The 24,462-nt window shown below is 61.0% G+C and carries 22 protein-coding genes; 10 read left to right on the top strand and 12 right to left on the bottom strand.

Annotated features, from left to right (window positions below):
* Nucleotides 1–2: 2 nt before the first annotated feature.
* The 9 genes from NLM32_RS19895 (at nt 3) to NLM32_RS19855 (ending at nt 11,248) form a co-directional block, all read left to right on the top strand.
* A complete protein-coding gene (locus NLM32_RS19895) occupies nt 3–1,439 on the top strand; it encodes a M20 family metallopeptidase (RefSeq protein ID WP_254130601.1) in 1,437 nt (478 codons plus the stop codon).
* Between the two features lie 40 nt (nt 1,440–1,479).
* Nucleotides 1,480–2,643, top strand: coding sequence for an amino acid ABC transporter substrate-binding protein (locus NLM32_RS19890; RefSeq protein ID WP_254130600.1), 1,164 nt, complete (start codon nt 1,480–1,482; stop codon nt 2,641–2,643).
* 98 nt (nt 2,644–2,741) lie between these two features.
* Nucleotides 2,742–3,941: an amino acid ABC transporter permease gene (locus tag NLM32_RS19885; RefSeq protein WP_254130599.1), complete on the top strand. Its 1,200-nt coding sequence runs from the start codon at nt 2,742–2,744 to the stop codon at nt 3,939–3,941.
* Nucleotides 3,942–3,943: 2 nt separating this feature from the next.
* Nucleotides 3,944–5,083, top strand: a complete 1,140-nt coding sequence (locus tag NLM32_RS19880; protein ID WP_254130598.1) for an amino acid ABC transporter permease — start codon at nt 3,944–3,946, stop codon at nt 5,081–5,083.
* A 72-nt stretch (nt 5,084–5,155) separates the two neighbouring features.
* Complete coding sequence (locus NLM32_RS19875; protein ID WP_309144853.1) at nt 5,156–5,935, top strand: amino acid ABC transporter ATP-binding protein; 780 nt, start codon at nt 5,156–5,158, stop codon at nt 5,933–5,935.
* Between the two features lie 298 nt (nt 5,936–6,233).
* Nucleotides 6,234–7,283 (top strand): amino acid ABC transporter substrate-binding protein, encoded by a 1,050-nt coding sequence (locus tag NLM32_RS19870; RefSeq protein WP_375143646.1) that lies wholly within the window; start codon nt 6,234–6,236, stop codon nt 7,281–7,283.
* 122 nt (nt 7,284–7,405) lie between these two features.
* Nucleotides 7,406–8,563, top strand: coding sequence for a M20 aminoacylase family protein (locus NLM32_RS19865; protein ID WP_254130596.1), 1,158 nt, complete (start codon nt 7,406–7,408; stop codon nt 8,561–8,563).
* An 87-nt stretch (nt 8,564–8,650) separates the two neighbouring features.
* Complete coding sequence (locus tag NLM32_RS19860; protein ID WP_254130595.1) at nt 8,651–9,871, top strand: Zn-dependent hydrolase; 1,221 nt, start codon at nt 8,651–8,653, stop codon at nt 9,869–9,871.
* A gap of 171 nt (nt 9,872–10,042) precedes the next feature.
* A complete protein-coding gene (locus NLM32_RS19855; protein WP_254130594.1) occupies nt 10,043–11,248 on the top strand; it encodes a diaminopropionate ammonia-lyase in 1,206 nt (401 codons plus the stop codon).
* A 394-nt stretch (nt 11,249–11,642) separates the two neighbouring features.
* Here NLM32_RS19855 and NLM32_RS19850 read toward each other — a convergent pair whose 3' ends face one another.
* The 7 genes from NLM32_RS19850 to NLM32_RS19820 all read right to left on the bottom strand — a co-directional run bounded on the left by NLM32_RS19850 (nt 11,643) and on the right by NLM32_RS19820 (nt 17,765).
* Nucleotides 11,643–11,801, bottom strand: coding sequence for a hypothetical protein (locus NLM32_RS19850; RefSeq protein ID WP_254130593.1), 159 nt, complete (start codon nt 11,799–11,801; stop codon nt 11,643–11,645).
* 84 nt (nt 11,802–11,885) lie between these two features.
* Nucleotides 11,886–13,202, bottom strand: coding sequence for an FAD-binding oxidoreductase (locus NLM32_RS19845; protein WP_254130592.1), 1,317 nt, complete (start codon nt 13,200–13,202; stop codon nt 11,886–11,888).
* A gap of 69 nt (nt 13,203–13,271) precedes the next feature.
* A complete protein-coding gene (locus tag NLM32_RS19840) occupies nt 13,272–14,588 on the bottom strand; it encodes an FAD-binding oxidoreductase (RefSeq protein ID WP_254130591.1) in 1,317 nt (438 codons plus the stop codon).
* Nucleotides 14,589–14,639: 51 nt separating this feature from the next.
* Nucleotides 14,640–15,386 carry an amino acid ABC transporter ATP-binding protein gene (locus NLM32_RS19835; protein ID WP_309144852.1) on the bottom strand — a complete coding sequence of 249 codons (747 nt, stop codon included), beginning with the start codon at nt 15,384–15,386 and terminating at the stop codon, nt 14,640–14,642.
* The gene (locus NLM32_RS19830) at nt 15,383–16,198 is read right to left on the bottom strand and encodes an amino acid ABC transporter permease (protein ID WP_254130590.1); all 816 of its coding nucleotides are present in this window, start codon (nt 16,196–16,198) and stop codon (nt 15,383–15,385) included. Before NLM32_RS19830 ends, NLM32_RS19835 begins: the two co-directional genes overlap by 4 nt.
* Complete coding sequence (locus tag NLM32_RS19825) at nt 16,198–16,914, bottom strand: amino acid ABC transporter permease (RefSeq protein ID WP_254130589.1); 717 nt, start codon at nt 16,912–16,914, stop codon at nt 16,198–16,200. Before NLM32_RS19825 ends, NLM32_RS19830 begins: the two co-directional genes overlap by 1 nt.
* Nucleotides 16,915–16,940: 26 nt before the next feature.
* Nucleotides 16,941–17,765 (bottom strand): transporter substrate-binding domain-containing protein, encoded by an 825-nt coding sequence (locus NLM32_RS19820; RefSeq protein ID WP_254130588.1) that lies wholly within the window; start codon nt 17,763–17,765, stop codon nt 16,941–16,943.
* Between the two features lie 199 nt (nt 17,766–17,964).
* Here NLM32_RS19820 and NLM32_RS19815 point away from each other — a divergent pair, with 199 nt between their 5' ends.
* Complete coding sequence (locus tag NLM32_RS19815) at nt 17,965–18,735, top strand: IclR family transcriptional regulator (RefSeq protein ID WP_254130587.1); 771 nt, start codon at nt 17,965–17,967, stop codon at nt 18,733–18,735.
* A 127-nt stretch (nt 18,736–18,862) separates the two neighbouring features.
* Here NLM32_RS19815 and NLM32_RS19810 read toward each other — a convergent pair whose 3' ends face one another.
* From NLM32_RS19810 to NLM32_RS19790, 5 genes are all read right to left on the bottom strand, one after another.
* A complete protein-coding gene (locus NLM32_RS19810) occupies nt 18,863–20,038 on the bottom strand; it encodes a Gfo/Idh/MocA family protein (RefSeq protein WP_254130586.1) in 1,176 nt (391 codons plus the stop codon).
* Between the two features lie 13 nt (nt 20,039–20,051).
* Entirely contained in the window at nt 20,052–21,107 is a 1,056-nt protein-coding gene (locus tag NLM32_RS19805) for a sugar phosphate isomerase/epimerase (protein WP_254130585.1), read from the bottom strand.
* Nucleotides 21,108–21,267: 160 nt separating this feature from the next.
* Nucleotides 21,268–22,428 carry a Gfo/Idh/MocA family protein gene (locus NLM32_RS19800; protein WP_254130584.1) on the bottom strand — a complete coding sequence of 387 codons (1,161 nt, stop codon included), beginning with the start codon at nt 22,426–22,428 and terminating at the stop codon, nt 21,268–21,270.
* Nucleotides 22,429–22,441: 13 nt separating this feature from the next.
* A complete protein-coding gene (locus NLM32_RS19795; protein WP_254130583.1) occupies nt 22,442–23,203 on the bottom strand; it encodes a sugar phosphate isomerase/epimerase in 762 nt (253 codons plus the stop codon).
* Between the two features lie 167 nt (nt 23,204–23,370).
* A complete protein-coding gene (locus tag NLM32_RS19790) occupies nt 23,371–24,459 on the bottom strand; it encodes an IS5 family transposase (RefSeq protein ID WP_254128493.1) in 1,089 nt (362 codons plus the stop codon).
* Nucleotides 24,460–24,462: the final 3 nt, after the last annotated feature.

Genomic DNA, 24,462 nt, shown 5'->3' with positions numbered 1-24,462 from the left:
TGATGTCTAGCGTTGCCCAGCCGGCCACGAGGGAAGATGCGATTGCCGCCGCGCGACGCTATGTCGTTGACGGCGACTTCACGGCCGAGATGGCCCCTCGCATTGCCATCCGTAGCGAAAGCCCTCGAACGGACAGCCGCGACGATCACCTTCACTACTTGAACAAGGAAATGCGTCCGCTCCTGGAGCGGATGGGCTTTTCATGCCGGGTCATCGAAAACCCGGTCGAGCAGCGTCTGCCGGCTATGTATGCCGAGCGGATCGAAGATCCGAGACGCCCCACCATTCTGATCTACGGCCACGGCGACGTTCTGTGGGGCATGAGTGGCGATTGGAAGGACGGCCGCGATCCCTGGATACTGGATGAAGCCGGCGGACGCATCTACGGCCGCGGCACTGCGGACAACAAGGGTCAACACTCGATCAACCTGGCTGCCTTGCGCATCGTGCTGGACAGACGCGGCCGGCTTGGGTTCAACACCAAGGTGCTCATCGAGATGGGCGAAGAGACTGGTTCGCTCGGGCTCGCCGAACTCGCGAGAAACCATCGCGATCTGCTCAAGTCAGACTGTCTTATCGCTTCCGACGGCCCCCGTTTGGCGGCAGGTGCACCGACCCTGTTTCTCGGTGGTCGAGGCAGCGTTGGCTTTCGTCTGACCTGCGAGATCCGCGAAGGAGCATATCATTCCGGAAACTGGGGTGGCCTGCTCGTCAATCCCGGCATCAGGCTTGCCCATGCGATCGCCACCATCACCGATCCGACCGGCCGCATCGCGATCCCGGAATGGATACCGCATCGCATGCCGCCCGAGGTCCGCGCAGCCCTGAAAAAAATCGTCCTCGAAACAGGCCCCGATGATCCGGCGATTGACGACAACTGGGGTGAGCCGGGCTTGGCGGGCGCGGAACAAGTCTATGGCTGGTGCAATTTCGAGGTCCTAGCCTTCCTTTGCGGTCGGCCTGATGCCCCCGTCAATGCCGTGCCGGGGACCGCTCAAGCAACATGTCAACTGCGTTACGTCGTTGGCGTCGATCCGGAGAAAGTGCTTCCCGCGTTGCGCGCGCATCTTGATGCGCGAGGGTTCTCCGACGTGAAGTTCGAGGAAATCAAGGAAGACTTCTATCTTGCGACCCGGACCAACCTCGACAACGGCTGGGTTCAGTTCGCCCTCTCGTCGATGGAAACGACGCTCGGTCGCGAGGCATCTTTGTTGCCCAACTTTGGTGGATCGCTGCCAAACGAGGTCTTTGCCGAGATCATCGGCATGCCGACCCTCTGGATCCCGCACTCCTATCCTTCCTGCTCCCAGCATGCACCGGACGAGCACATGCTCGTCAGCGTGGCGGAGGAAGGAATGCAAATCATGACGGGCCTGTTCTGGGATCTCGGAGAGGCGGCAATCCGAGACGGGCAACCAGTCGCATCGGCGGCGGCCTGACTGTAGCCGCTCCTCGCTCGGCTTTCGTAGAAGAACGGTGATGCCATTAGGCGCACCCAAGAAAATCAAACGCATCGCATTCGACAGGGAAGGAACGACCATGGTGACTTTTGGATACGCCATCACGCGCGCAGGCAGGCCGCACTCAAAACTGGCGGTCGCGCTCGGCGCGGCGACGCTGGTAGCAGCGATGGCAATCGCTCCACTTGGCGCCCAAGCGCAAACCCAGAGCGGTCAGAGTACCTCTGCCTCAGACAAGGTCGACACACTTGGAGCCATCAAGGCCCGCGGATATTTCATCTGCGGCGTCGCAGGCGATCGACCCGGCTTCAGCTTCCCGGACAGCAAAGGTGTGATGCAAGGGCTGGATGCGGACATCTGCCGCTCGGTCGCAGCCGCGATCTTCGGTGATCCGGAAAAGATTCGCTTCACCACCCTCACCAGCTTGACGCGCTTTCCCGCTCTCCAATCCGGCGAAGTCGACATGTTGGCTCGCTTCACCACGTGGACGCTCACTCGCGAAGCCAGCTTGGGTCTCGACGTCGCCTCGGTCTATTTCTATGACGGCCAGGGGTTCATGGTGAAGAAAAGCCTGGGCGTAAAGAGCGCGCTGGAGCTCGATGGCGCTACCGTCTGCGTGACGCAGGGCTCGACAAGCGAAGCCAACATGGTCGACTTCTTCCGGACCCACAATCTCGCACTGAAGCCCATCGTCATCGAAAAGGTCGAACAGGTCCGCGATGCGTTGGCAAACAACCGATGTGACGCCTATACGAACGATTCCTCGCTACTCGGCTCCCTGAAACTTTCGATGGGCCCAGCCGGCGACGAATACATTCTTCTTCCCGACATCATATCAAAGGAACCGCTCGGAACTTTCGTCCGCAAGGGCGACCAACGGTTCTTTGACATCGTTCGCTGGACTTACATCGCCATGCTGACCGCCGAGGAAAGCGGCATCGCCAAAACCAATATCGACACCTTCCGGAAGACACGAGACCCACAGAATCAGCGTTTCGTGGGCGAGACCGGCGATCTAGGCGCCGCTCTTGGGCTGGATGCACAATGGGCCGTTAATGTCGTCAAGGCCGTCGGCAATACCGCCGAGCTGTGGGACCGCACCATCGCCAGCCTGGGTATTCAGCGCGGCGCAAACCGCCTCGCGAAGGATGGTGGCATTCAATACGCTCCTCCGATGCGTTGATGCAGGCCCGAGAAGACGGTCTTCCGGGTCCTCTCGCCTTGCGATCCGGAAATGCACCCCTATTCCAACCCACTCATGGAAGTTCGTGGCAGAGCGACATGACGACACCCAACGACGGCATACAAACGCACACTCGTCGAGCAACAATGCTGGGCTCACTTGTTTCGAACGTCGCCGTTCGTAGATTCGTTTGGCAAGCGCTCGCTGCGCTCGCCTTGTTTGGAGCTGTCTTCTGGCTCGCCGGAAATCTCCACCACAATCTTGCAGCGCGCAACATCTCATCAGGATTCGGCTTCCTTACTCGCGAAGCGGGTTTGCCTATTGCCGAACACTTGATCGCTTACACGCCGGCAGACAGCTATTTCCGCGCGCTTCTCGTAGGGACCCTGAATACGCTGTCGGTCGCGTTCTGGAGCATCATCCTTGCGACCATTCTCGGCACCGCAATCGGCGTCGCACGCATTTCGAAGAACTGGCTGCTCGCCAAGCTTTCTTCCATTTACGTCGATCTATTCCGGGACGTCCCGCTCCTGCTCCAGCTCTTTCTTTGGTACACCATCCTCCAGAAGCTGCCGCCCGTCCGGCAGGCTCTAAATCCCGTCGCCGGCGTTTTTCTGTCGAATCGCGGATTAAGCTCTCCCGTCGTGGATTGGCAAGCCGCGCATGGTTGGACACTGTTCGCCTTTGTTCTCGGCCTTCTGGCAACGACGCTGTACGCAAAGAGAACGTCCCGCAAGCAACTGGATGATGGCCGCGCAAGGTCGTTCTGGCCGGTAGCCATCACCCTTCTGGTCGCCATCCCGCTCGTCGTCGGATTCTCGCTCGGCGCATCTGTGACTCTCGATATGCCTCAGCCGAAAGGCTTCAATATTCGCGGCGGCGCGACCGTTTCCCCCGAATTCTTCGCGCTTCTCGTCGGTCTCGTCGTTTACAACGCCGCGTTCATTGCCGAAATCGTCCGATCGGGACTGGAATCGGTAGGCCGCGGGCAGCACGAAGCGGCTCGCGCCCTCGGGCTCCATCCGAAAAACATTCTGACTTGGATCGTATTTCCGCAGGCCTTGCGCGTCATTGTGCCTCCGTTGACCAGCCAATATCTCAATGTGACCAAAGGCTCCTCCCTCGCCGTCGCGATCGGCTACCAGGACATTGTGTCCGTCGCGACAACCTCGATGAATCAGACAGGCCAGTCCATCGAGCTCGTGGGCGTCATCATGGGCGTCTATTTAACGATCAGTCTTTCTATCAGTCTTCTGATGAACATCTACAACGCCCGTGTGGCGTTGGTGGAGCGCTGACCATGGTTGCTTTGGTTGAACACATCGTCAATCCGACGCTCATTGAAGCGCGCGAACGCCCTGAATTGATCGGTGGCGGCTTCTTCGCTTGGGCGCGGGAGAACCTCTTCTACTCGTGGCTTTCCTCGCTCACGACACTGGTCTTGCTGATGGCCATGGCGAAGTTCGGAATCTCGCTGTTCCAATGGGCTTTTCTTGACGCCGTGTGGAGTGTTCCAGCCGGTCCACAGGGCCCCATCACCGATAGCTGTAGAGCGCTGGGAAGCGGAGCTTGCTGGGCAGTAATCCGGGAGAAGTACCGCTTCATCCTGTTCGGTACATACCCCTTCGAGCAGCATTGGCGGCCGGCGATCGTCATTGCCCTTTTCGTTGGATTGTTTGTCGTGTCTGCGATGAAGCGATTCTGGCGCATCGAACTCGCAGCACTGTGGGGCCTCACCCTCCTCCTGATAGGACTGCTCATGTGGGGCGGCGTATTCGGGCTCACATTCGTCTCCCAGGCGAACTGGGGCGGCCTGGCGCTTACGCTTATCATTGCGACCATCGGAGTCGCGATCGCGTTTCCGTTGTCAGTCTTCGTAGCCCTTGGCCGACGCTCGGATCTCCCATTCATCAAGTGGCTCTGCGTGGCCCACGTCGAAGTCATTCGCGGCGTCCCTCTGATCACCCTTCTTTTCATGGCAAGTGTCATGTTTCCGCTGTTGATGCCGGAAGGCGTCAATCTCGACAAACTTGTGCGAGCCCAGATCGCCATCATCCTCTTCTTCGCTGCGTATCTGGCGGAAGTCGTGCGCGGCGGCCTGCAAGCGCTTCCGAAAGGGCAGTACGAGGCCGCATATGTATTGGGGCTTTCCTATTGGCAGAGTTCAAGGCGGATTGTGCTTCCGCAAGCCTTGCGGACAGTCATTCCGCCGCTCGTCAACAACTTCATCGGCTTTTTCAAGGACACCTCTCTGGTCCTGATCATCGGCCTATACGACCTTCTGCACTCGGCACAGGTCGCCGTTGCCGAACCAGCCTGGCAGGGATTTGGCGTGGAGACCTACATCTTTGCCGGCCTGATCTACTTTGTCTTCTGCTTTGCAATGTCGCGATACAGCCAATGGCTGGAATTCGGCCTCAGCATGCAAAGACACCGCTGATCATTGATCACCCAAAAGGCATCTTGATCGTCATCCACGCGCAAGAGCCAGATACGAGGAAAGGGACTTCAAGTGATCCAACCAGTGATCGCCGAAACTGACCCGACAACGAAGGCAACTGCCGTTTCGATACAGAAGGTCAACAAGTGGTACGGCAGCTTGCACGTACTTCGCGACGTCGATCTCGATGTGGCGGCCGGCGAACGAGTCGTGATCTGCGGGCCTTCAGGCTCGGGGAAGTCCACGCTTATCCGCTGTATCAACAATCTTGAGGAACATCAGCAGGGCACGATTGTCGTGGACGGCATACAGGTCGACCACAACATCGCCCATCTGGATGCCGTTCGCCGGGAGGTCGGGATGGTGTTCCAAAGCTTCAATTTATTCCCGCATCTGACCGTTCTCGAAAACTGCACGATTGCACCTATGCTCGTGCGCGGCGTCGCTCGTGCAGACGCCGATGCGCAAGCTAGAGCCTACCTGGAGCGCGTCCGCATTCCCGATCAAGCCAATAAGTTCCCGGGACAACTTTCGGGCGGACAGCAACAGCGCGTCGCCATCGCCCGCGCCCTATGCATGAAGCCCAAGATCATACTGTTCGACGAACCAACGTCGGCTCTCGATCCGGAGATGGTCAAAGAGGTGCTCGATACGATGGTTTCGCTCGCCAGGGATGGCATGACGATGATTTGCGTCACCCATGAAATGGGATTTGCTCGCGAAGTAGCCGATCGCGTCGTGTTCATGGACCACGGCCAGATCGTCGAATCCGGAAGTCCGCAGGCGGTGTTTGGCCAACCAAAGAGCGATCGGCTCAAGCTATTCTTAGGTCAAGTTCTTAGACAACACTGATCTTCCGATGTGCCAACTCGGGAAATTCCGAGCCGATGGATCGATTGACAGAGCGGGAGGCTGCGGTTCGCCGAGGGGCTGGTCCCGGAGGCGGCTCTATGGATGGATGGCAATTACTCCTGCGATTGACGCAACTCGCCCGATCGAAAGACGTCCCGTCGCCCAGCCAGCACAGATCCCGTCCTAAGATGAAGAGACCGGGAAAGATCAACGCGAGCAACCACACTGCCTTTTAAGGAGGACTGCACCCATGAGACATTCGGATTTGTACTGTTCGACGCTCGCGAAACGCCACGACGTGTTGCGCCGTGCCCTGCGTACGACGATCTGCGCAGCAGCGTTCGCGATCGCGCCGTTGGCCGCTCAAGCTCAGGCACAGAACTCCCCCGCAGCGACCAGTACGGTAGACACGCTCGGTGCCATCAGGGCCCGCGGATATCTGATCTGTGGCATCTCGGGGGACAAGCCCGGCTTTAGTTTCGCCGACAGCAAGGGCGTCATGCAGGGGCTCGATGTTGATCTCTGCCGTTCCGTCGCAGCCGCAATCTTCGGCGATCCCGCGAAGGCGCGCTTCACTTCTTTGACTAGTCTTACACGCTTCCCCGCACTGCAGTCTGGCGAAGTCGACCTCATTGCGCGATATACGACCTGGACTCTCACCCGTGAGGCCAGTCTCGGTCTGGAGGTCGCTGCAGTCTACTTCTACGATGGCCAAGGTTTTCTCGTAAAGAAAAGCATTGGCGCAAAAAGCGCGCTGGATCTCAACGGCGCATCCGTCTGTGTGGAGCCTGGCTCGACCGGCGAGGTGAACCTCGTCGACTATTTTCGAGCCAATAAGCTTGAACTAAAACCTGTTGTCATTGAGAAGCTAGAACAGATCCGCGACGCGCTGATGAGCGACCGCTGCGACGCCTACACGAATGACAGTGCGCAACTGGGTTCGTTCAAGGCGACGCTGGGTCCCGCGGGTGACAACTATGTCGTGCTCCCCGAAATCATCTCGAAAGAGCCTCTCGGAATCTTCGTCCGCAAAGGTGACCAACGCTTTTTCGACATCGTCCGATGGACGCATGTCGCGCTGCTCACCGCCGAGGAGTTCGGCATTACCCAATCAAATATAGAAACGTTCCGTAAGAGCGCTAATCCCCAAATTCAGCGTTTCATGGGCGAGACGAACGATCTCGGTGCGACTTTGCGCTTGGACACCCAGTGGGCTGTGAACGCAGTTAAGGCGGTCGGCAACTTCGCCGAGATCTGGGATCGCAATATTGTACCACTGGGCATTCCCCGCGGCATCAACCGCCTCGTGAAAGATGGCGGCGCGCAATACGCCCCGCCGATGCGTTGATCTCAACGAGATGCATTTCACGATGATCACTTTCCGGGTGGATCTCCACCCGGAATACCTCTCGGCGGTGATCCAACGCAGGTCTCAACACGTATGCACGCACATTCCAAGGAGGCAAGCCAATGACCGACTTCGCGACGCTGGACCGCGAAATGACGGAGTGGAGACGGGATCTCCACCGGCATCCAGAATTCGGGTTCGAGGAGCGCCGCACTGCAGCTTTCGTGGCAGCAAAGCTCCGCGAATTTGGTTTAGACGACGTTACTGAGGGGGTCGGCGGTACGGGAGTGGTTGGCACGCTGAGGCGCGGAACGGGCAATCGCTGCATCGCGCTGCGCGCCGACATGGACGCACTACGCATCTCTGAGCAAGGAGGGATTGGCCATCGGTCACTCAATCCCGGTGTTATGCACGCGTGCGGTCATGATGGTCATACCGCGATGCTTCTTGGCGCCGCCAAGCTTCTGTCCGAAGAAGGTGGGTTCGATGGCACCGTGCGTTTTGTCTTCCAACCCGCCGAGGAATGGGGTCGAGGGGCACTCGCGATGCTCGACAACGGTTTGATGGAACGGTTTCCGTTTGAGGAAATCTATGGCCTCCATAATATGCCAGGTCTTGCGGTCGGCCACGTGCAAACCCGTGTTGGGCCCATCATGTCGGCAGAGGACAACTTCGAAATTGTACTGAAGGGTATCGGCAGCCACGCCGCCCGTCCTCATCATGGCAAGGAGACCCTTGTGGCCGCGTGCGCGACCGTCATGAATATTCAGTCGATAGTGTCGCGGCGGCTGAGCCCGACCGATATCGGTGTTGTCTCGGTGACCGAGCTCATTACCGACGGTACCCGGAACGTGCTGCCAGGACTAGCACGAATCCTGGGCGATGCACGCAGCTTCCGCCCCGAAGTCAGCGCGGAGATCGAGGCCCAGATGCGTGCGATTGCTGAAGGAACCGCCCGCACCTACAATCTTTCCGTCGAGGTTACATATACGCGCGAGTTTGTGCCGCTCCTGAACGACCCTGCCCTCGTCGAGGAAGCGTTTGCCGCTGCACATACCGTCGCACCGCCAGAGAATGTCGCGACCGCACATGAACCTATGACTGGATCGGAAGACTTCGCACGGTTTCTGGCGCACGTGCCGGGCTGCTTTCTGTTCATAGGCAATGGCACGAGCTCTGCTCCCTTGCACAACCCAAGCTACGACTTCAACGACGAGGCGCTTCTTACCGGCACCAAGCTCCATGTCGCAATCACGCGGCGTCGACTACCAGAGGCATGACGAACGATCAGATCTGACGATTAAAACGGGTCGCAGCAGCTGACAAACCAGCCTGAAGGCGGCCTCATGGAAGGTGGAAGGGTGGCAATGACTATTGCGATTAACGCAACTCGCCTGATCGAGCGTATCAAAGAACTGGGCGGGATCGGCCGAGACGAAGCCGGTCGCCTCTGCCGTGTTGCCGGCACCGATGCCGACCGCGAGGGGCGAGACCTTCTTTGTGAATGGTTGAAGCAGGCGGGCTTGCGGATCGAAGTCGACCGCATTGGTAACATCTATGGCATCTGGGAGCCGGAAGATGCTTCAGGTGAGCCGGTCGTAATGGGATCCCATATCGATACGGTCATCGATGCCGGCATCTACGATGGCTGCTTCGGCGTGCTGGCGGGATTGGCAGTGATCGAAGCAATGCAGCAAGCGAGCCTTCGACCGGCCCGGCCTCTCGCCGTAGTCGCCTACACCAATGAAGAGGGCGTACGCTTCGCTCCTGACATGATGGGCAGCCTCGTCGCGGCAGGGGGACTCGCTACCGACGATGCTCTGGCTGCCATCGGGACCGACGGAACCACCCTTGGTGCGGAGCTTGCTCGCATCGGCTATGCCGGATCCCGAGAACCGGGATTCCTGCGCCCCCATGCTTACATCGAACTTCACATAGAACAAGGCCCTGTCTTGGAAGCCGAAGGCCTGCCTATCGGTGCCGTCGAAAATCTCCAAGGCATTTCGTGGCAGAGGGTGTCAATAGCGGGCACGGCAAACCACGCAGGAACCACGCCCATGGTGATGCGTCGCGATGCAGGTGTTGCAGCGGGACGAGTTATCGCCTTCCTTGATGACCTGGCGCGAAGAACGCAGGACGCCGTGGCGACGGTCGGCACCATCCGGTTCGAACCGAACGCGATCAATGTGATTCCTTCAGCCGCTGTCTTCACTGTCGACTTGAGGAATCCCGACGAGGATCGGCTGAGATCTCAGGAGGCGGCGCTTCAGAGGTTCTTGGACGGACTTGTCGTCGAAGGCTATGAGGTAAAGATCGAGCGTTTGGCTCGCTTTAAGCCGGTGATATTCGCGCCTGAAATTGTGAGCGCCGTTGAGGAGTCCGCTGGCCAGCGGCAGCTGCTCTGCCGGCGAATGACGTCAGGCGCAGGTCATGACGCGCAAATGATCGCGCGCGTTGCCCCGGCGGCAATGATATTCGTGCCGTCAAAGGGCGGGATTAGTCATAACCCCGCAGAGTTCACGGCCGATCATGAGCTGATCGCGGGCGCTAACGTCCTTCTCGACGTCGCGAGGAAGCTGAGCCAATGAGTAGAACGGCTCAACGCTTGACCCGACGCACGCATCGAACATCGCCAACGCGAAACGCTCATTTGACGGGGTGAGCGAGAGGGAAATCTGCGATATCCGGGTGAATTTGTAGCGCCGTGATCGCATTGAGGACGGTATCTAAGATGAACTCGCTCAACGGAAGATGACGCCATGTTGCTCCGCAATACTCTCAGTGAATATCGTTCTGCGCTCGATCCTTCCGATGCCGACGCTCTCGGCATTGAGGCGGCTCAAGCGGTGGAGCGCTTTCTTCAACATCGAGAGGGGGCGACCCCGACCCCACTGGCTTCACTTCCGGCTCTTGCGCGTCGCTTGGGTGTCGAGTCCATATACCTCAAGGACGAGGGACATCGCCTTGGTCTCGGCAGCTTCAAAGCGCTCGGAGGAGCTTATGCCGTCATCCAGCTTGTCCTCGAGTTGGCGTCGAAACAACTCGGCCGTCCGGTCGACGTTTCCGAGTGGCGCTCACCTGAGGTGGCCGCAGTCGCCGCGGGACTAACGGTGACCTGTGCTACGGACGGCAACCACGGCCGGTCGGTCGCACAAGGCGCGCAACTGGTTCGCGCAAACTGCGTCATCTTTGTCCATGCGGGCGTTAGTGAGGAGCGATGCCGAGCGATCGCCCGCTATGGTGCTCGCATCGAGCGCGTTGAGGGCAACTACGATGATTCCGTTGCGACGGCTTCGAGTGTCGCCAACGAGCGGGGCTGGATCGTGGTTTCCGACACGTCGTGGCCTGGTTACGAACGCATCCCGCACCTTGTCATGCAGGGCTATACAGCGCTACTGCGTGAGGCGCTTGCCGCACTACCCAAACCTCCAACTCATGTGTTTATTCAGGCTGGCGTCGGCGGAATTGCCGCAGCGGTTGCCGCACATTTTGCGCTCGTCTTCGGAAATGACAGACCCTTCCTCACTGTGGTGGACCCGGCGCGAGCCGCCTGCCTTTTTGAGAGTGCCAAGGCCGGCCACATCGTGAAGATTCCGCATGACAAGCCGACGGTCATGGCGATGCTCGAATGCTACGAGCCATCCCTCGTTGCCTGGCGAATTCTCGCCCGAGTTGCAGATGCTTTCATGACCGTTGAGGACGACGAGGCGATCGCGACGATGAAGTATCTCGCGCATCCCGTCGACGGCGATCCGGCGATCGTCGCCGGCGAAAGCGGCGGCGTCGGTCTCGCTGGATTGGCAAAGGTGGCGGGTGATCCGGCGCTACGTGCGGAAATCGGACTCGGCCCAGATGCGAGTGTCTTCCTGATTAATACCGAGGGCGCGACTGATCCGGTCCTTTATGGGAGGATCGTGGGCATTCCGCCTGAGGACGTAACAGCAAGCGTTCCGAGGAAGACTTGAGGGGCACCGCAGAGAGCCTGGGTATATTGCCATCGCAGTTCAGTCGGGCCTCGTGTCTTGCTTCGCCCCAGTGGGCGCTGCCAAGCCGCCCGCCCCTCTGGTCCGGCACTTCAACGAATTTACGCGGACCTCACATTACCAAAGAACGACGATCCACCACTTGCTCTTGATGGATTTTTCTTGATCTTCCGGTGCACACACTGTGCACACGCTACCTTCCAACCAATTGAAAAACTTGAACTCTCGCTCCAATCCATCATGGGGGCCACGGAGAACTTTAACCTTTGTAAATTCAACAGCTTGATCTTGATTTTCAGCTCGCGCAGCCCGCGGTACCGCATCCGAGCTATCCCGCTCAGGTCATTGCGATACATTGCCCAAGCATGCACCACTTTCAACAGAAAGAATTTCGCTTCCTGACGGTCGGTCCCGCGCCAGGCGGCGCGAAACGATCGATTCCGATCGCATGCGCACCGCGCTTGGCCAATTGATAAAGGATGGAACTGCCCATCGCGCCAAGATCGACGACAACGAAATCTGCTTGCCCGATCATGGCGTGCTCTCCGGGGTCGAGTCTGGAGGCTTGACCATTGTATGGTCGTCGCGATCCGCGATCGACGGACCCAAATGGCTCAAATCAAGCAACCTTTTTCAACCGCTTGAATCGCTCGATCCGGAATGGAGCCGGATCGACGCAAGCCGTCGATCCCGTAACCAGGTCGGCCATCAACGCGCCGGCGCCCGGGCCGATACCGAACCCGTGACCGGAGAAACCTGTGGCGAGATAGAAGCCGGGAACGGAGCCGACCGGCGCCATGACCGGAACGGCATCCGGCGTAACGTCCATCAAGCCGGCCCACACCTTTGTTATCTTGGCGTCGCCGAACGCCGGGAACGCCTCGCGCAGATGGCGAACGCCGCCTCGAACGAATCGCCACGATGGATCGGGATCGAGAATGCGGACCTGTTCGAAAGGCGTAACTTCGTCGCTCTGCCAGCTTCGCGCTATCGACAGCTCGCGAAAAAACTGACCGCTGATGCGAAGTGTCAGCTCGTTCCAGCTCTTGATGAGCGTCGGCGTATAGTCGCAGAACAAGCGAAAGCTATCCGGCGTGATCGGCGCAACATTTGCGTTGCGCTGAGCGACGGTGAACCCGCCGTCCAGACGGCGACGGAAAGCGAAGTTGCCCGCACCAACTGCGAAATCCGGAACGCCGTCGACGGAGGACAGGCGGACGACGCTGCCGAGGATCTTCAGGACCGGAAGATCGATGCCGATGTTGCCAGCAAACAAGCGCGACCAGGCTCCTCCCGCAAGAACCACGGAGGAGCAGCGAATCTCACCGCGCTCGGTCACACAGCCGCTCACCCGGCCGCCCGATCGCTCGACGGAGCGGACCGCGCAATTGGTGAGGATTTGCGCGCCTTTGGCGGCCGCGGCCCGCGCCATCGCCGGGACTGCGATAAAGGGCTCGGCCTTGCCGTCGCTCGGCGTGTGCAACGCGGCGCGGAACGGCTTCGCCGCTCCGGGGATGAGCGTCTTCAGCGCCTCGCCGCTAACGAGGCGGGAATCGAGACCCAACGGGACGGCATGCTTGAGCCACTCCTCGTACGTCGCGACATCGGCATCGGTGTCGCAGAGGTAGGCGATGCCCGTCTGCCGAAAGCCCGTTTCGCCGGCGATGCGCGCGTTCATGCCACGCCAGAGCCGGAGACTTTCGATAGCAAGCGGCAACTCGGCCGGATCGCGCCCCATCTGGCGGACCCAGCCCCAGTTTCGCGACGACTGCTCCGCTCCGATCAAACCCTTTTCACACAAGGCCACGCTGACGCCGCGCTCGGCCAGCGAGAGCGCCGTCGAGACGCCGATGATGCCTCCGCCGATGACGACGACGTCCACCTTCGCGGGTAGCTCCTGCGGCGTGACGACGAGATCGGGAATTATTCTGGACAAATCGTCCTCCTTCAGGCGTTCGTCGCCGTATCCTCTTCCGGGCCGACCGGAATAGCGGGCTGCTCCAATTCAGCCTCGCGGACGATCGAGGAAATCGCGCAGGCGATACCAGCCTGCAAACAGCGGCAGGAACCACGGCCTGCCCGCGTAGAAGGGCACGGCGGTGAATGTGTCCCGATCAAAGGCTGACGGCATGTTCTGCTCGCCGAGAATTTTCCGCGCCGTCTGATAGCCGAGATAGGTCATCAGCGCGACGCCGTTGCCGTTGCAGCCGACTGCGAAGTCCGTGCCGTCGCGCGCCCCAAGATGCGCGAGCTTGTCGACCGTCATCGCCACACGCCCGCTCCACGCATGCGTGATCTTCACGCCCGCAAGTTGCGGCCAGATGGTCAACATGCGCATGTAGAGCCGCCTGGCGGCAAGCTTGTCCGGCATGTCGAAGATGCCCGGGCGCGAACCGAACAGAAGTCGCGTCCCGTCGGGCGACGGCCTTGTATAGATCAGGTCACGACGCGTATCGGACACCATGCGGGCGTGCGGAATCAGCTCGGCCAGCAGATCAGCCGGCAGCGGCTCGGTAGCGATCTGATAGCTCTTGACCGGCACGATGCGGCTGGCGAGCCCCGGCGTCGCAGCCGCCCCGGTATAGCCGTTGGTGGTTGCGACGACGTGCGCGGCCCGGATGCTGCCCCGCGCGGTCGGCACGATCTTCTCCCCGCCCACTCCGTCCTGCACCATGCCCGCACGCGCATGCGAGCGCAGCACGACGCCGGCGGCGCGCGCCCGGTCGCGCAGCGCCTTGTGATACTTGCCCGGGTGCAGACCGCCATATTGGTCGATCACCATGCCACCGTGATAATAGTCCGAACCGATTGCGGCCCGCTGATGCGCGCGATCGAGAAAATGCACTGTGACGCCGGTCTTTTCCGCCAGAAGCGCGCCATGCCGCTTCAGGGTTTCGTAGTTGCCCGCCGCGTGAGCGCCGAAAAAACGTCCGGTGAGCGCGAGGCCGGCATCCAGCCTCTCCGTCTCGACCAGCATCTTCAGATAGTCGAAGCTCTCATTGCTTTCGCCGATCAGGCGCGAGAACAGCACGGAGTCGATCCCCTTGATCGCGCCACTCACCACCAGCTTCTGACCGCTCGACACCATGCCGCCCGACCGCGTCGAGGCGCCCTCCCCGATCCGGTCGCCGTCAATGACGACGACCGAGCGCCCGGCGCGCGCCAGATGAGTCGCCGCGTTCAGCCCCGCATAGCCCGAGCCAATGACCACGACATCGGCGCGTTCCGGCAAGGGATCGAGATCGGTTTCCGGTTCGGCAGCCTCCCACCAGTAAGGCGCCTCCTTGAAGTCCTTGGCATAGATATCGTCAAAACGGGGCATGATGGATCGAGCCTTTCCGGCTTGTCTTTCTTTGAACGTGGGACGGCGCGATCAGAGAACCTGACCGAGGAATTCGCGCGTGCGCGGATCTTGCGGATTGTCGAAGAGTTCTGCAGGCGGCGCGCTCTCCACGATCAGGCCATGATCGGTGAAGCAGACACGCTGCGAGACCTCCCGGGCAAACTTCATCTCGTGCGTCACCAGGATGCAGGTAAGACCTTCCTCCACCAGTTCGCGGATGGCGAAGAGCACGTCCTTCACCGTTTCAGGGTCCAGCGCCGCCGTCACCTCGTCGAACAGGATCACCTCCGGCTGCATCGCGAGCGCGCGCGCGATCGCCACGCGCTGCTGCTGCCCGCCGGAAAGTTGCCCCGGAAAGCTGTCGGCTTTCTCGGAGAGCCGCACCTTCTTCAGGAGCTTACGGGCGCGCTCCTCGACTTCGGCGCGGTCGTGTCCGAGCACCTGGATGGGCGCCATCATGATGTTTTGCAGCGCCGTGCGATGCGGAAACAGGTTGTACTGCTGGAACACCATCGCGACCTGATGGCGCAACGCCCGCATCGCCTTGTCGGACTTCAGTTCGTGCACGCGATGCGCCCCGACGCGAATAAAGCCTTCGTCGATGGGAAACAGCCCGTTGATGCAGCGCAGGATGGTGGACTTGCCCGATCCGGAGGGACCGATGATGCAGACGGCCTCGCCTTTCTGCACGAACATCGAGATGCCCTTGAGAACCTCGAAGTCGCCGAAGGACTTGCGGACGTTGTCGAGCTCGATCAGCGCTTCGGTGCGGCTCACAGGCTGTCTCCCTTCACGGCACGTTCGAGCCGGCGCGCAATGGCCGCGATCGGATAGCAGTAGGCGATGAACAGGAAGAGGATGGTCAGGTAGAAATAGACGATCACCCGCTCATTCTCCATGGCGAGCAGGGTGTTGAGGATCGTCAGGACGTCTTGGATGCCGGTGACGGTCGCGAGCGCGGTCGCAATCATCAATAGTGCGTAGAGATTCATCCAGCCCGGGATCATGCGCCGCATCGCCTGCGGCATGATCACGTGGCGATAGATCTGGAAAGTGTTGTAGCCGAGCGAACGTGCCGCCTCCCATTGCCCGCTGTGAACGGACTGGACCGCGCCGCGGATGACCTCGGAGAAATTCGCCGCCGTCGGCAAAGCGAGGCCGATCACGGCTTTCACGAATGGCGGGAATGGAATGGTCGCGCCGAAGACGCGTATCTCGAAAGGCAGGAAATAGAGCGTTGCAAAGAGCAGAACGAGCCAGGGTGAATTGCGCAGGAAGTTCACCAGCAGAAGAGACGGGACTCGGATCAATCCGACCCGCGCAAGCGTCCCAAGACCCATGATCGTGCCGAGCGCGGTCGCCAGTGCCATGGAAGCGATCGAGAGGAGAATATTGAGGACAAAGCCGCCGGTGACCGGCCAACCGCTTGCTGAGCCGGTCAGAAGCAGCGAAAGCCGCACCAGCACTCGGGTCCAGTACACCGAGCCGCCCGTCGCGGCATCGACAGCGATCCAGACCGCCACGCCAAGAGCGATCAGCAACTGGACGGCGCGCTTCTTGTCCTCGTAGTGGAGCACGAAACCCGTCATCAAAGCCCCCGTCCATATCCAGGGAAGGCCATGAAAGCCTCGAGCCTCGCCATCGCGAATGTGAGAATTGACACCAGCACCACATAGATGAGGAGCACGAGGATCATGACCTCCAGCGTGCGAAACGTGTCATTGTAGATCTGCCCGGCGTAGTACATCAGCTCCGGCACGGTGATGACGGACGCCTGCGACGTCGTCTTGAAGAGATTGGTCAGGATGTTCGTCAGCCCCGGCAGGCAGATGCGGGTCGCGATCGGCGCCTCGATGCGCCAGAAGCGGGCCCATCGGCCGTACCCGAGTGACCGCGCCGCATCGACGATCGACCGCGGCATGGTTTCGATCCCTGAGCGAAAGGCTTCGATGGCCAGTGCGCCGCCGAACAGACTGAGCGAGATCGCAGCGCAAGCAAACGCGCTGAGCAGCGGCACCGACAGCCCGGTCGACGGATCGGTCACCTTGAGACCGAGGGTCGAGAGCGTGAAATAGGCAAAGAGCATCTGTAGCAGCGGCGGCGTGTTGCGAAACACCTCGACGAACAGCTCAATCAGGGCGTCGAGCCAGAATATCCTCAAGGTGAAGCCGAGAGCTCCGAGCATGCCGATGAGGATGGCAGCGCTCGACGAGAGCGCCGCCAGCTTCAGCGTGTTGACGACACCGATCAGCAGCCATCGCTGGTACGCCGGATCCGCGAGCCAGGAATAATCGAGACCTAACAAGGGCTGCTGCTCCGTGTCCGTCGGTTCTACTTCGCGGAAGCAGCCTTTGCCCGCGCAGCGATGTAGTCGGAGTGCGGCATGCCGAACTCGGTCTCCCACGCAATCAGCTTACCTTCCGCCTCGGCCTTGCCGATGGCCTTGTCGACGGCCTGACGGAACTCAGCGTCGTCCTTGCGGACGCCACCGGCCATCGGCTGGAATTCATAGGGTGCAACGGCGATCTTGTAGCCCGTCCAGTCGGCTTCCTTGAGCTTCTGCTGAAGCGTCATGTCGTCGAAGACAAAGCCGATGCAGCGATTGTCCTTCAGCGCGCGATAGGCTTCCGGCTGCGTCTTGAAGGCGACGAGCGTGATCCCGAACTCCTCAGTCATCTTCTTGTTGTAGTAGGAGCCCTGAATGCCGCAGACCGACTTGCCTTTCAGCTCTTCCCACTTCGAGATCGTGGTCTCCTTGGCCATCAGCACCGATGGGCCGGCGGCGGAAACATATTCCGTCGTGAAGTCGATGACCTTGGCACGCTCGGCCGTGACGCCGAGCGTGGCGAAGATCGCATCGATACGGCCGGCGGTCAGAAAATCGATACGATTGGCAGCGATGACCGGCACGAGCTCGATCTTGTCCTCGGAGCCGAGGAGCTCCTTGGCGACGTACTTGGCGAGCGAGACTTCAAAGCCGACGACTTCGCCCTTGTCGTTCAGATAGCCGTAGGGCACGTAGTCATTCTTCACGCCGACGATCAGCTTGCCGCGTGCCTTGACGTTCTCGAGCGTCCCCGCCACGGCGGCGCCAGCAACGAAGAAGGTCGCGAGCGCGAGGGCAGAAACGCCCATCATCCTATTGAAGCCTGTCATCCTGTTCCTCTGGATAAATCAGGGCCTTCGGGCGCTGTTGCCGCAGCGCCGCGTCAGCCCGTCAGCTTTGTGCGAATGCAGAAATCGGGTCGCTCAAAGAATATGCACCTTTCTCAAGCGACCTAATTTTCATCATTGGAGGCTGATATTTTTCATTAGACAAGTTGCCAGCGGCATTTTTTTCATATTATGAGAATTTATGCGTCCCACCGCACAGCCACCCTCCGGTGGAGCCCAACTGCTCGACAGGACTGTCGTCCTGCTGGATCTCGTCGCCGATGGCGGAGTCGACGGCCTGTCGTTGAAACAATTGGCGGCACGCTCGGGGCTCAACACCGCCACCTGTCACCGCATCCTCAACACGCTGGTCGGCCACAAGCTACTCGCGCGCGACGACAAGAAACGGCGCTACCGGTTGGGTGCGCGCATGGCGATCTACGGCGTGCGCGCGGCCCGCGGCCCCGGAATCATCAGCCGCTGCGAGGTCGCGCTGACCCGGCTGAGGCGGCGCACCGGTGACACGACCCATCTCATGGCCCGCTTCAATCACGATTCAGTCTGCCTCGACCGGCGCGACGGCGAATGCATCGTGCCGACGCTGACGGGATCGATCGGCGGCTTCGTGCCCCTCGGCGTCGGCCCCGGCGCGATCGCGATGCTCGCATTCCTCGACGAGGACGAGCAGGATTACATCATCCGCGCCAATCTGGGGCGCTACGCATCCTATCGCAACCTCACCGAGGACAAGGTTCGGCAGTTGATCGCCGATACCCGCCGGCGGGGCTACGCGGTGGATATGGGCGAGCTCATTCCGGGAATTGCCGGTGTGGGCATGCCGATCATGACGCCGGGAGAAAAGCCGGGCGCAGCGCTCAGCTTCACGCTGCTCTGCGCCAAGGTCGGGCCCGGCGTCATCGAGCGTTATGGCGCCCTCCTCGAGGAGGAGATCAACGCCATCGTCGGTCAGTAGGGCGGATGGGGAGCGTACGCCGGCATGTAGGTCGGGGCCGGCAATCCGAAATTTGGGTGGAGATCGAGCGCGTCATCGCGATTGGACGATCACGTGACCGATTGCCTCATCACAGACGCGCCGACAGTTACATGATTCGAACCCAGGTGCCTTTGCATGCGGAGGATCTCAGGGCAGCATCGATAAATTTCACACCTGCGAGGCCATCCTCTACGGTCGGGAAAATCACCTGGGGATCCAGCTTGTCACCGGCGCGTGCCGCGCGGATGGCACGCGCGGCCTCGGCGTAGATGGTTGCGAAACCTTCGAGGTAGCCCTCGGGATGACCGGAGGGGATGCGGGTGACGCGGGCCGCCTCTTGCAAAGCGCCGCTGCCGCCACGTGTCACGAGCCGCTTCGGCTGGCCGTAAGGCGTGAACCATAGCTGGTTCGGATTCTCCTGCGCCCATTCGAGGCCACCCTTGCTGCCGTAGACGCGCAGCGTGAGCCCATTCTCATTGCCGACGGCGACCTGGCTCGCCCACAGCATGCCCCTGGCTCCACCTTTCCACTTGAGAAGGATCTGAACATCATCGTCGAGGCGCCGGCCCTCGACGAAGGTGGATAATTGGGCGAGCAGTTCGTCGAGCTCGAGGCCGGTGACGAAGCAGGCGAGATTATAGGCGTGGGTGCCGATGTCGCCGATACATCCGCCGGCGCCGGACCGAGCCGGGTCCGTGCGCCATGCCGCCTGCTTCTGGCCGCTCGCCTCCAACCGCTCCGTCAGCCAATCCTGGAGATATTCAGCCTGGACGAGCCTGACCTCACCGAGCTCGCCATTCGCGACCATGGCCCGAGCCTGCCGGACCATGGGATAACCCGTGTAATTGTGCGTGACCGCGAATACCCTGCCCGTCTTCCTGACCAACGCCACGAGCTCCTCGGCTTCCGTGACGGTCGTCGTCAACGGCTTGTCGCAAATGACGTGAATTCCGGCTTCCAGGAAGGCTTTCGCGACCGGACTGTGCATGTGGTTGGGTGTCACGATCGAGACCGCCTCGATACCGTCCGCACGAGCGGCTTCCGCCTTCGCCATCTCCTCGAACGAGCCGTAGGCGCGGTCGTCGGCGATGCCGAGCTCCTGTGCGGAGGCTTTGGCCCGGACCGGATCCGAGGAAAGCGCACCGGCCACGAGCTCGAACTGGTCGTCGATGCGCGCGGCAATGCGATGGACTGCGCCGATGAAGGCTCCCTGGCCGCCGCCGACCATGCCGAGCCGGATACGACCGCGATTGCCGGCTTCGTTGCTTGCGTCGATGGTCATGTCTTGTCCTCGCTCATGAGAGGCCGAGCATCTTGCGGTTCGCTGCGTCGTCGGTGCCGGCACCCGCGAAATCGTCGAAGGCTTTCTCCGTAACGCGGATGATATGGCTCTTGATGAATTCGGCACCTTCGCGGGCACCTTGCTCGGGATGCTTCAGTGCACACTCCCATTCGAGCACGGCCCAGCTGCCGTAATCGTATTGCGTGAGCTTCGAGAAGATGGCGCCGAAATCGACCTGACCGTCGCCGAGCGATCGAAAGCGGCCGGCACGGTCGACCCAACTCTGGAAGCCGCCATAGACTCCCTGGCGGCCGGTGGGGTTGAACTCGGCGTCCTTGACGTGGAACGCCTTGATGCGCTCGTGGTAGATGTCGATGTAGTCGAGATAATCGAGCTGCTGCAGAACGAAGTGCGACGGATCATAGAGCAGGTTCGCGCGCTTGTGGCCGTTCACCCGCTCGAGAAACATCTCGTAGGAGATGCCGTCGTGAAGGTCCTCACCAGGATGAATCTCATAGGCGAGATCAACACCGTGCTCGTCGGCATAATCGAGGATCGGCCGCCAGCGCCTGGCAAGCTCGTCGAAGGCGGCCTCGATGAGGCCGGCCGGTCGCTGCGGCCAAGGGTAGACATAGGGCCAAGCAAGCGCACCGGAGAAGGTCGCTTGTGCAGTGAGCCCGAGCCGGCTGGAGGCCAGGATCGCGCGCTTGACCTGGTCGACGGCCCACTCCGTGCGCGCCTTGGCGTTGCCACGCACCTCCGGAGCGGCAAAGCCGTCGAATGCCGCGTCATAGGCTGGGTGAACGGCAACGAGCTGGCCCTGCAGATGGGTCGAGAGTTCGGTGATCGTAAGCCCGTGGCGGGCCGCAATCCCCTTCACCTCGTCGGCGTAGTCCTGCGACTCCGAGGCATTCTTCAGATCGAAAAGCCGCCCATCCCAACTCGGAATCTGAACCCCCTCGTAGCCGAGCGAGGCTGCCCATCCGCAGATCGAATCGAGAGAATTGAACGGCGCTGCGTCGGCGGCGAACTGAGCGAGAAATATCGCCGGTCCCTTGATCATCTTCATCGAATGCGTCCTTGTATCCGGGATGCTTTGGCATCACGCGCCTGCTGAACTCGATCCCCCCCACCAAACTTCGCTTGCCCGTGCTGGTTCCCGCCGACAGAGCGGGCACTTCATCCTAACGCCCACACGGAGCGGTCAGCTCTGGGGGGGCTGTCCTGTGTCAGAACGTCTCCTCGGCCCACAATGCCATCGCATCGACATCGGACAGCGGCGCCGGTCGCTCTACGCGCGAGTGCACCACAATCTCTCCACCCTCGACGCTGGCCTTGAGGATCGCGTGCTTCACCTCCAGCGCGTGGCTCGCCAGCGCGCCGGAGGCGCGGTGTGGCGTGTCGTTTAGCACTGCACTTGCGAGTTCGGCGACGCCCAGGCAACGATAGTTAGCCTGGTTCGGTATGTGATCGGCCCAATTCGGCGAGCGCCAGTTGGGCTTGCCGAACGGCCGGTCGTCCGCTGTGACAGAGATCCAGTCGCCACCCTTCTCGGTGTATTGCACCGCGCCGCCGAAGAAGTTGGGGTCCGGCACACGCAGCGAACCCTCGGTGCCGTAGAGTTCGATCGGCGGATGTCCGTGTTTCCAGACGTCCCAGCTCATTGCAAAGATGATGTCGGCACCCGATTCGAAATGCAGCAGCGACATGACCGTCGTCGGGGTTTCAACCGCGATGGTCTTGCCGTTCATCGGCCCCTTCGAGGTGACGAGTCGCGAAGCAAAGCCGGAGCTCGCACGCCCCTGCACCCGTGCGACCGGACCCAACAGGTTGATCAGCGCTGCAAGGTAATAGGGCCCCATGTCGAGGATCGGCCCGCCGCCACGTTTGAAGAAGAAGGTCGGATCGGGGTGCCAGTGCTCCATGCCATGCGACATCAGAAAGCAGGTACCGTAGAGCACCCTGCCGATCCGACCCGTATCGATAAACTCGCGCGCAATCCGTCCACCGCCGCCAAGAAAAGTATCCGGCGCGCAGCCGAGCTTCAGGCCGCGGCGCGCCGCCTCCGCGACCAAGGTCGCAGCGTCGTTGGCCTCGATCGTGATCGGCTTCTCGCCGAATACGTTCTTGTCCGCGGTCAACGCAGCGTGGCTTATCGCAAAATGTGCGTCCGGCGTGGTCAGGTTCACGACGATCCGGATGTCGGGACGCGCCAACAGCGCGTCGATCGATAAGGCCTCGATACCGAACTGCGCTGCCTGGGCTTGCGCGGCTTCAGGCCGAATATCCGCGCAAGCGATGAGCCTGAGATCGCGAAATTTCGGCATGTTCTGCATGTAGATCGTCGAGATGTTGCCGCACCCGACGATGCCAACTCCGAGCGTGCTCATGATCCCCTCCCCGTCACGTCCATGACGACACGGTCTCACGCGCCCGCCGCGCGAAGCGGGCGACGTCGTTCGGCTTGTCGTGCTCAGCGACGAACAGGGAGACCTTGGCATCTTTCATCGCCGCGCACAGCGCCGGCCAGTCCATGATGCCGTGCCCGGGATCGGCCCATCCGTCCTCATCGGTGCACTGCCCCGACGGCGCAAGATCCTTGATGTGACACGCGACCAACCGCGGCGCATGTTTCTTGATCTCGGCAACCGGATTCCCGCCGCCGCGCACGATCCAGGCGAGATCGGCCTCCCAGACCAGATCGGGAGCCTCCTCGAACAGGCATTCGAGATAGGTCTTGCCGCTTTCGCTGCGGCCATACTCCCAATGATGATTGTGCCAGCCGAATTTGAGCCCCTCGCCGGTCACCACCTTTCCGATGTCGGCAAGCTCGCGCCCGATGCTGCGCCATTCCTTTTCGCCTCCCTCACGCTCGCCCAGCGGCGGGGCCGGCGCAAAGATGGTCTCGATGCCCAGCCCCTTGCACATCCTCACCGTGCCAACCGCATCCTCACGCAAGCGGTCGAGGCCAACATGGGCACTCGGCGCGATCATCCCGTGGACCTCAAGAAGCCTCCTCAGCGTCTCGGGATCGTTGAACAGGCCGCCCCAAGGTTCGACCATCGTGTAGCCGAGGCTGGACAGCAGGGCGAATTGTGCCTCGAGTGAGGCGATGGAGCGGGCTGAATAAAGCTGGATGGAGAAACGGTCGATCGGCTTGGTCATGTCTCGCTTTCTGCTGGTAAGGATTTAACAGGCTGCTGAAAAAGATGCCTTGGATGATGATTTTCGTAATATGCGGCTTGAAAACGAAGCCAGCGATGGGCCTCGATGAGCTCCGCATGCGCTGTATAGGTGGGGTTGGTGGCTCATTTTTGACGCTCCAGACGGATTCATCCCGTCGCGGCCAGCAGCTTTGGGATGCGAACGAGGTTGTAGGCTGCGGCGGTGAACACGAAGAACCACTCGACCAGGCCGCGGCCGCGATGGCGCGTCTTGCGCAGGCCGCCAACCGTCTTGATCCACCCGAACGGCTCCTCGATCAGCTTGCGTTTGATGGTGCTGATCCGATAGCCGGGATGGCGGGTGGTGCGCGCGTCGATCGCCGAGCGGCGGTTGGTGTCGTTCTGCGAGACATGCGGCGTGCAGCCGCGCTCGCGGCAGCCGGCGACGAAGTCGGCAGTGTCGTAGTTCTTGTCGCCGCCGACCGTGCTACCGGGCCGGGCATTGTCCTCGATCATGTCGAGCGCAGTCGCGCGCTCGGCGGTGCCGTTGGCCTCGGTCAACCGCGCATCGACGATGAGTCCGTTGCGATTCTCCGTCATCAGATGCCCCATGTGGCAGAGCTTGGCCTCCTTGCCAGCACCCTTGCGGAACAGGCGGGCGTCGGGGTCCGTCGTCGAGGAATGCGTGGCGTTCTTGCGCTTCTCGCCATGGAAGTCGCGCTCGGCATTGCGGGAGCCGCGATCCTTTCCCGCGGGCGGATCGCCAGCGTCCTTCGGCACGAAGCTCTTCATGCTGGCCCAGGCCTCGATCAGCGTACCGTCAACCGAAAAGTGCTCGCTGGACAGCAGTCCTCGCACCTGCGGCAGGTTCAGCACGGCGACGAAGAACTTGGCGGCGATGTCGCCGTCGAGCAGCCGATCCCTGTTCTTGCAGAACACGGTCGGATTCCACACCGCGTCATCCATCGAAAGACCGACGAACCAGCGAAACAGCAGATTATAGTCGAGCTGCTCCATCAACTGCCGTTCCGAACGCACCGTATAGAAGGCTTGCAGCAGCAGCGCTCGCAAAAGCCGCTCCGGCGGGATCGACGGCCGACCTTCGCGCGAGTAAAGCCTGCTAAAATCGCGCGACAACTCTTTCAGCGCAGCGTCGACCAGGTCGCGGATCGCACGCAGCGGATGATCCGCCGGAACACGCTGCTCCAATCGCACGTAGCTGAATATGCCTTCCGACCGCTGATCTGCCCCGCGCATCGC

It is taken from the genome of Bradyrhizobium sp. CCGUVB14, from assembly GCF_024199935.1.
In the GTDB taxonomy this organism is placed as follows: domain Bacteria; phylum Pseudomonadota; class Alphaproteobacteria; order Rhizobiales; family Xanthobacteraceae; genus Bradyrhizobium.
This window is presented reverse-complemented; position numbering and strand designations above follow the sequence as displayed.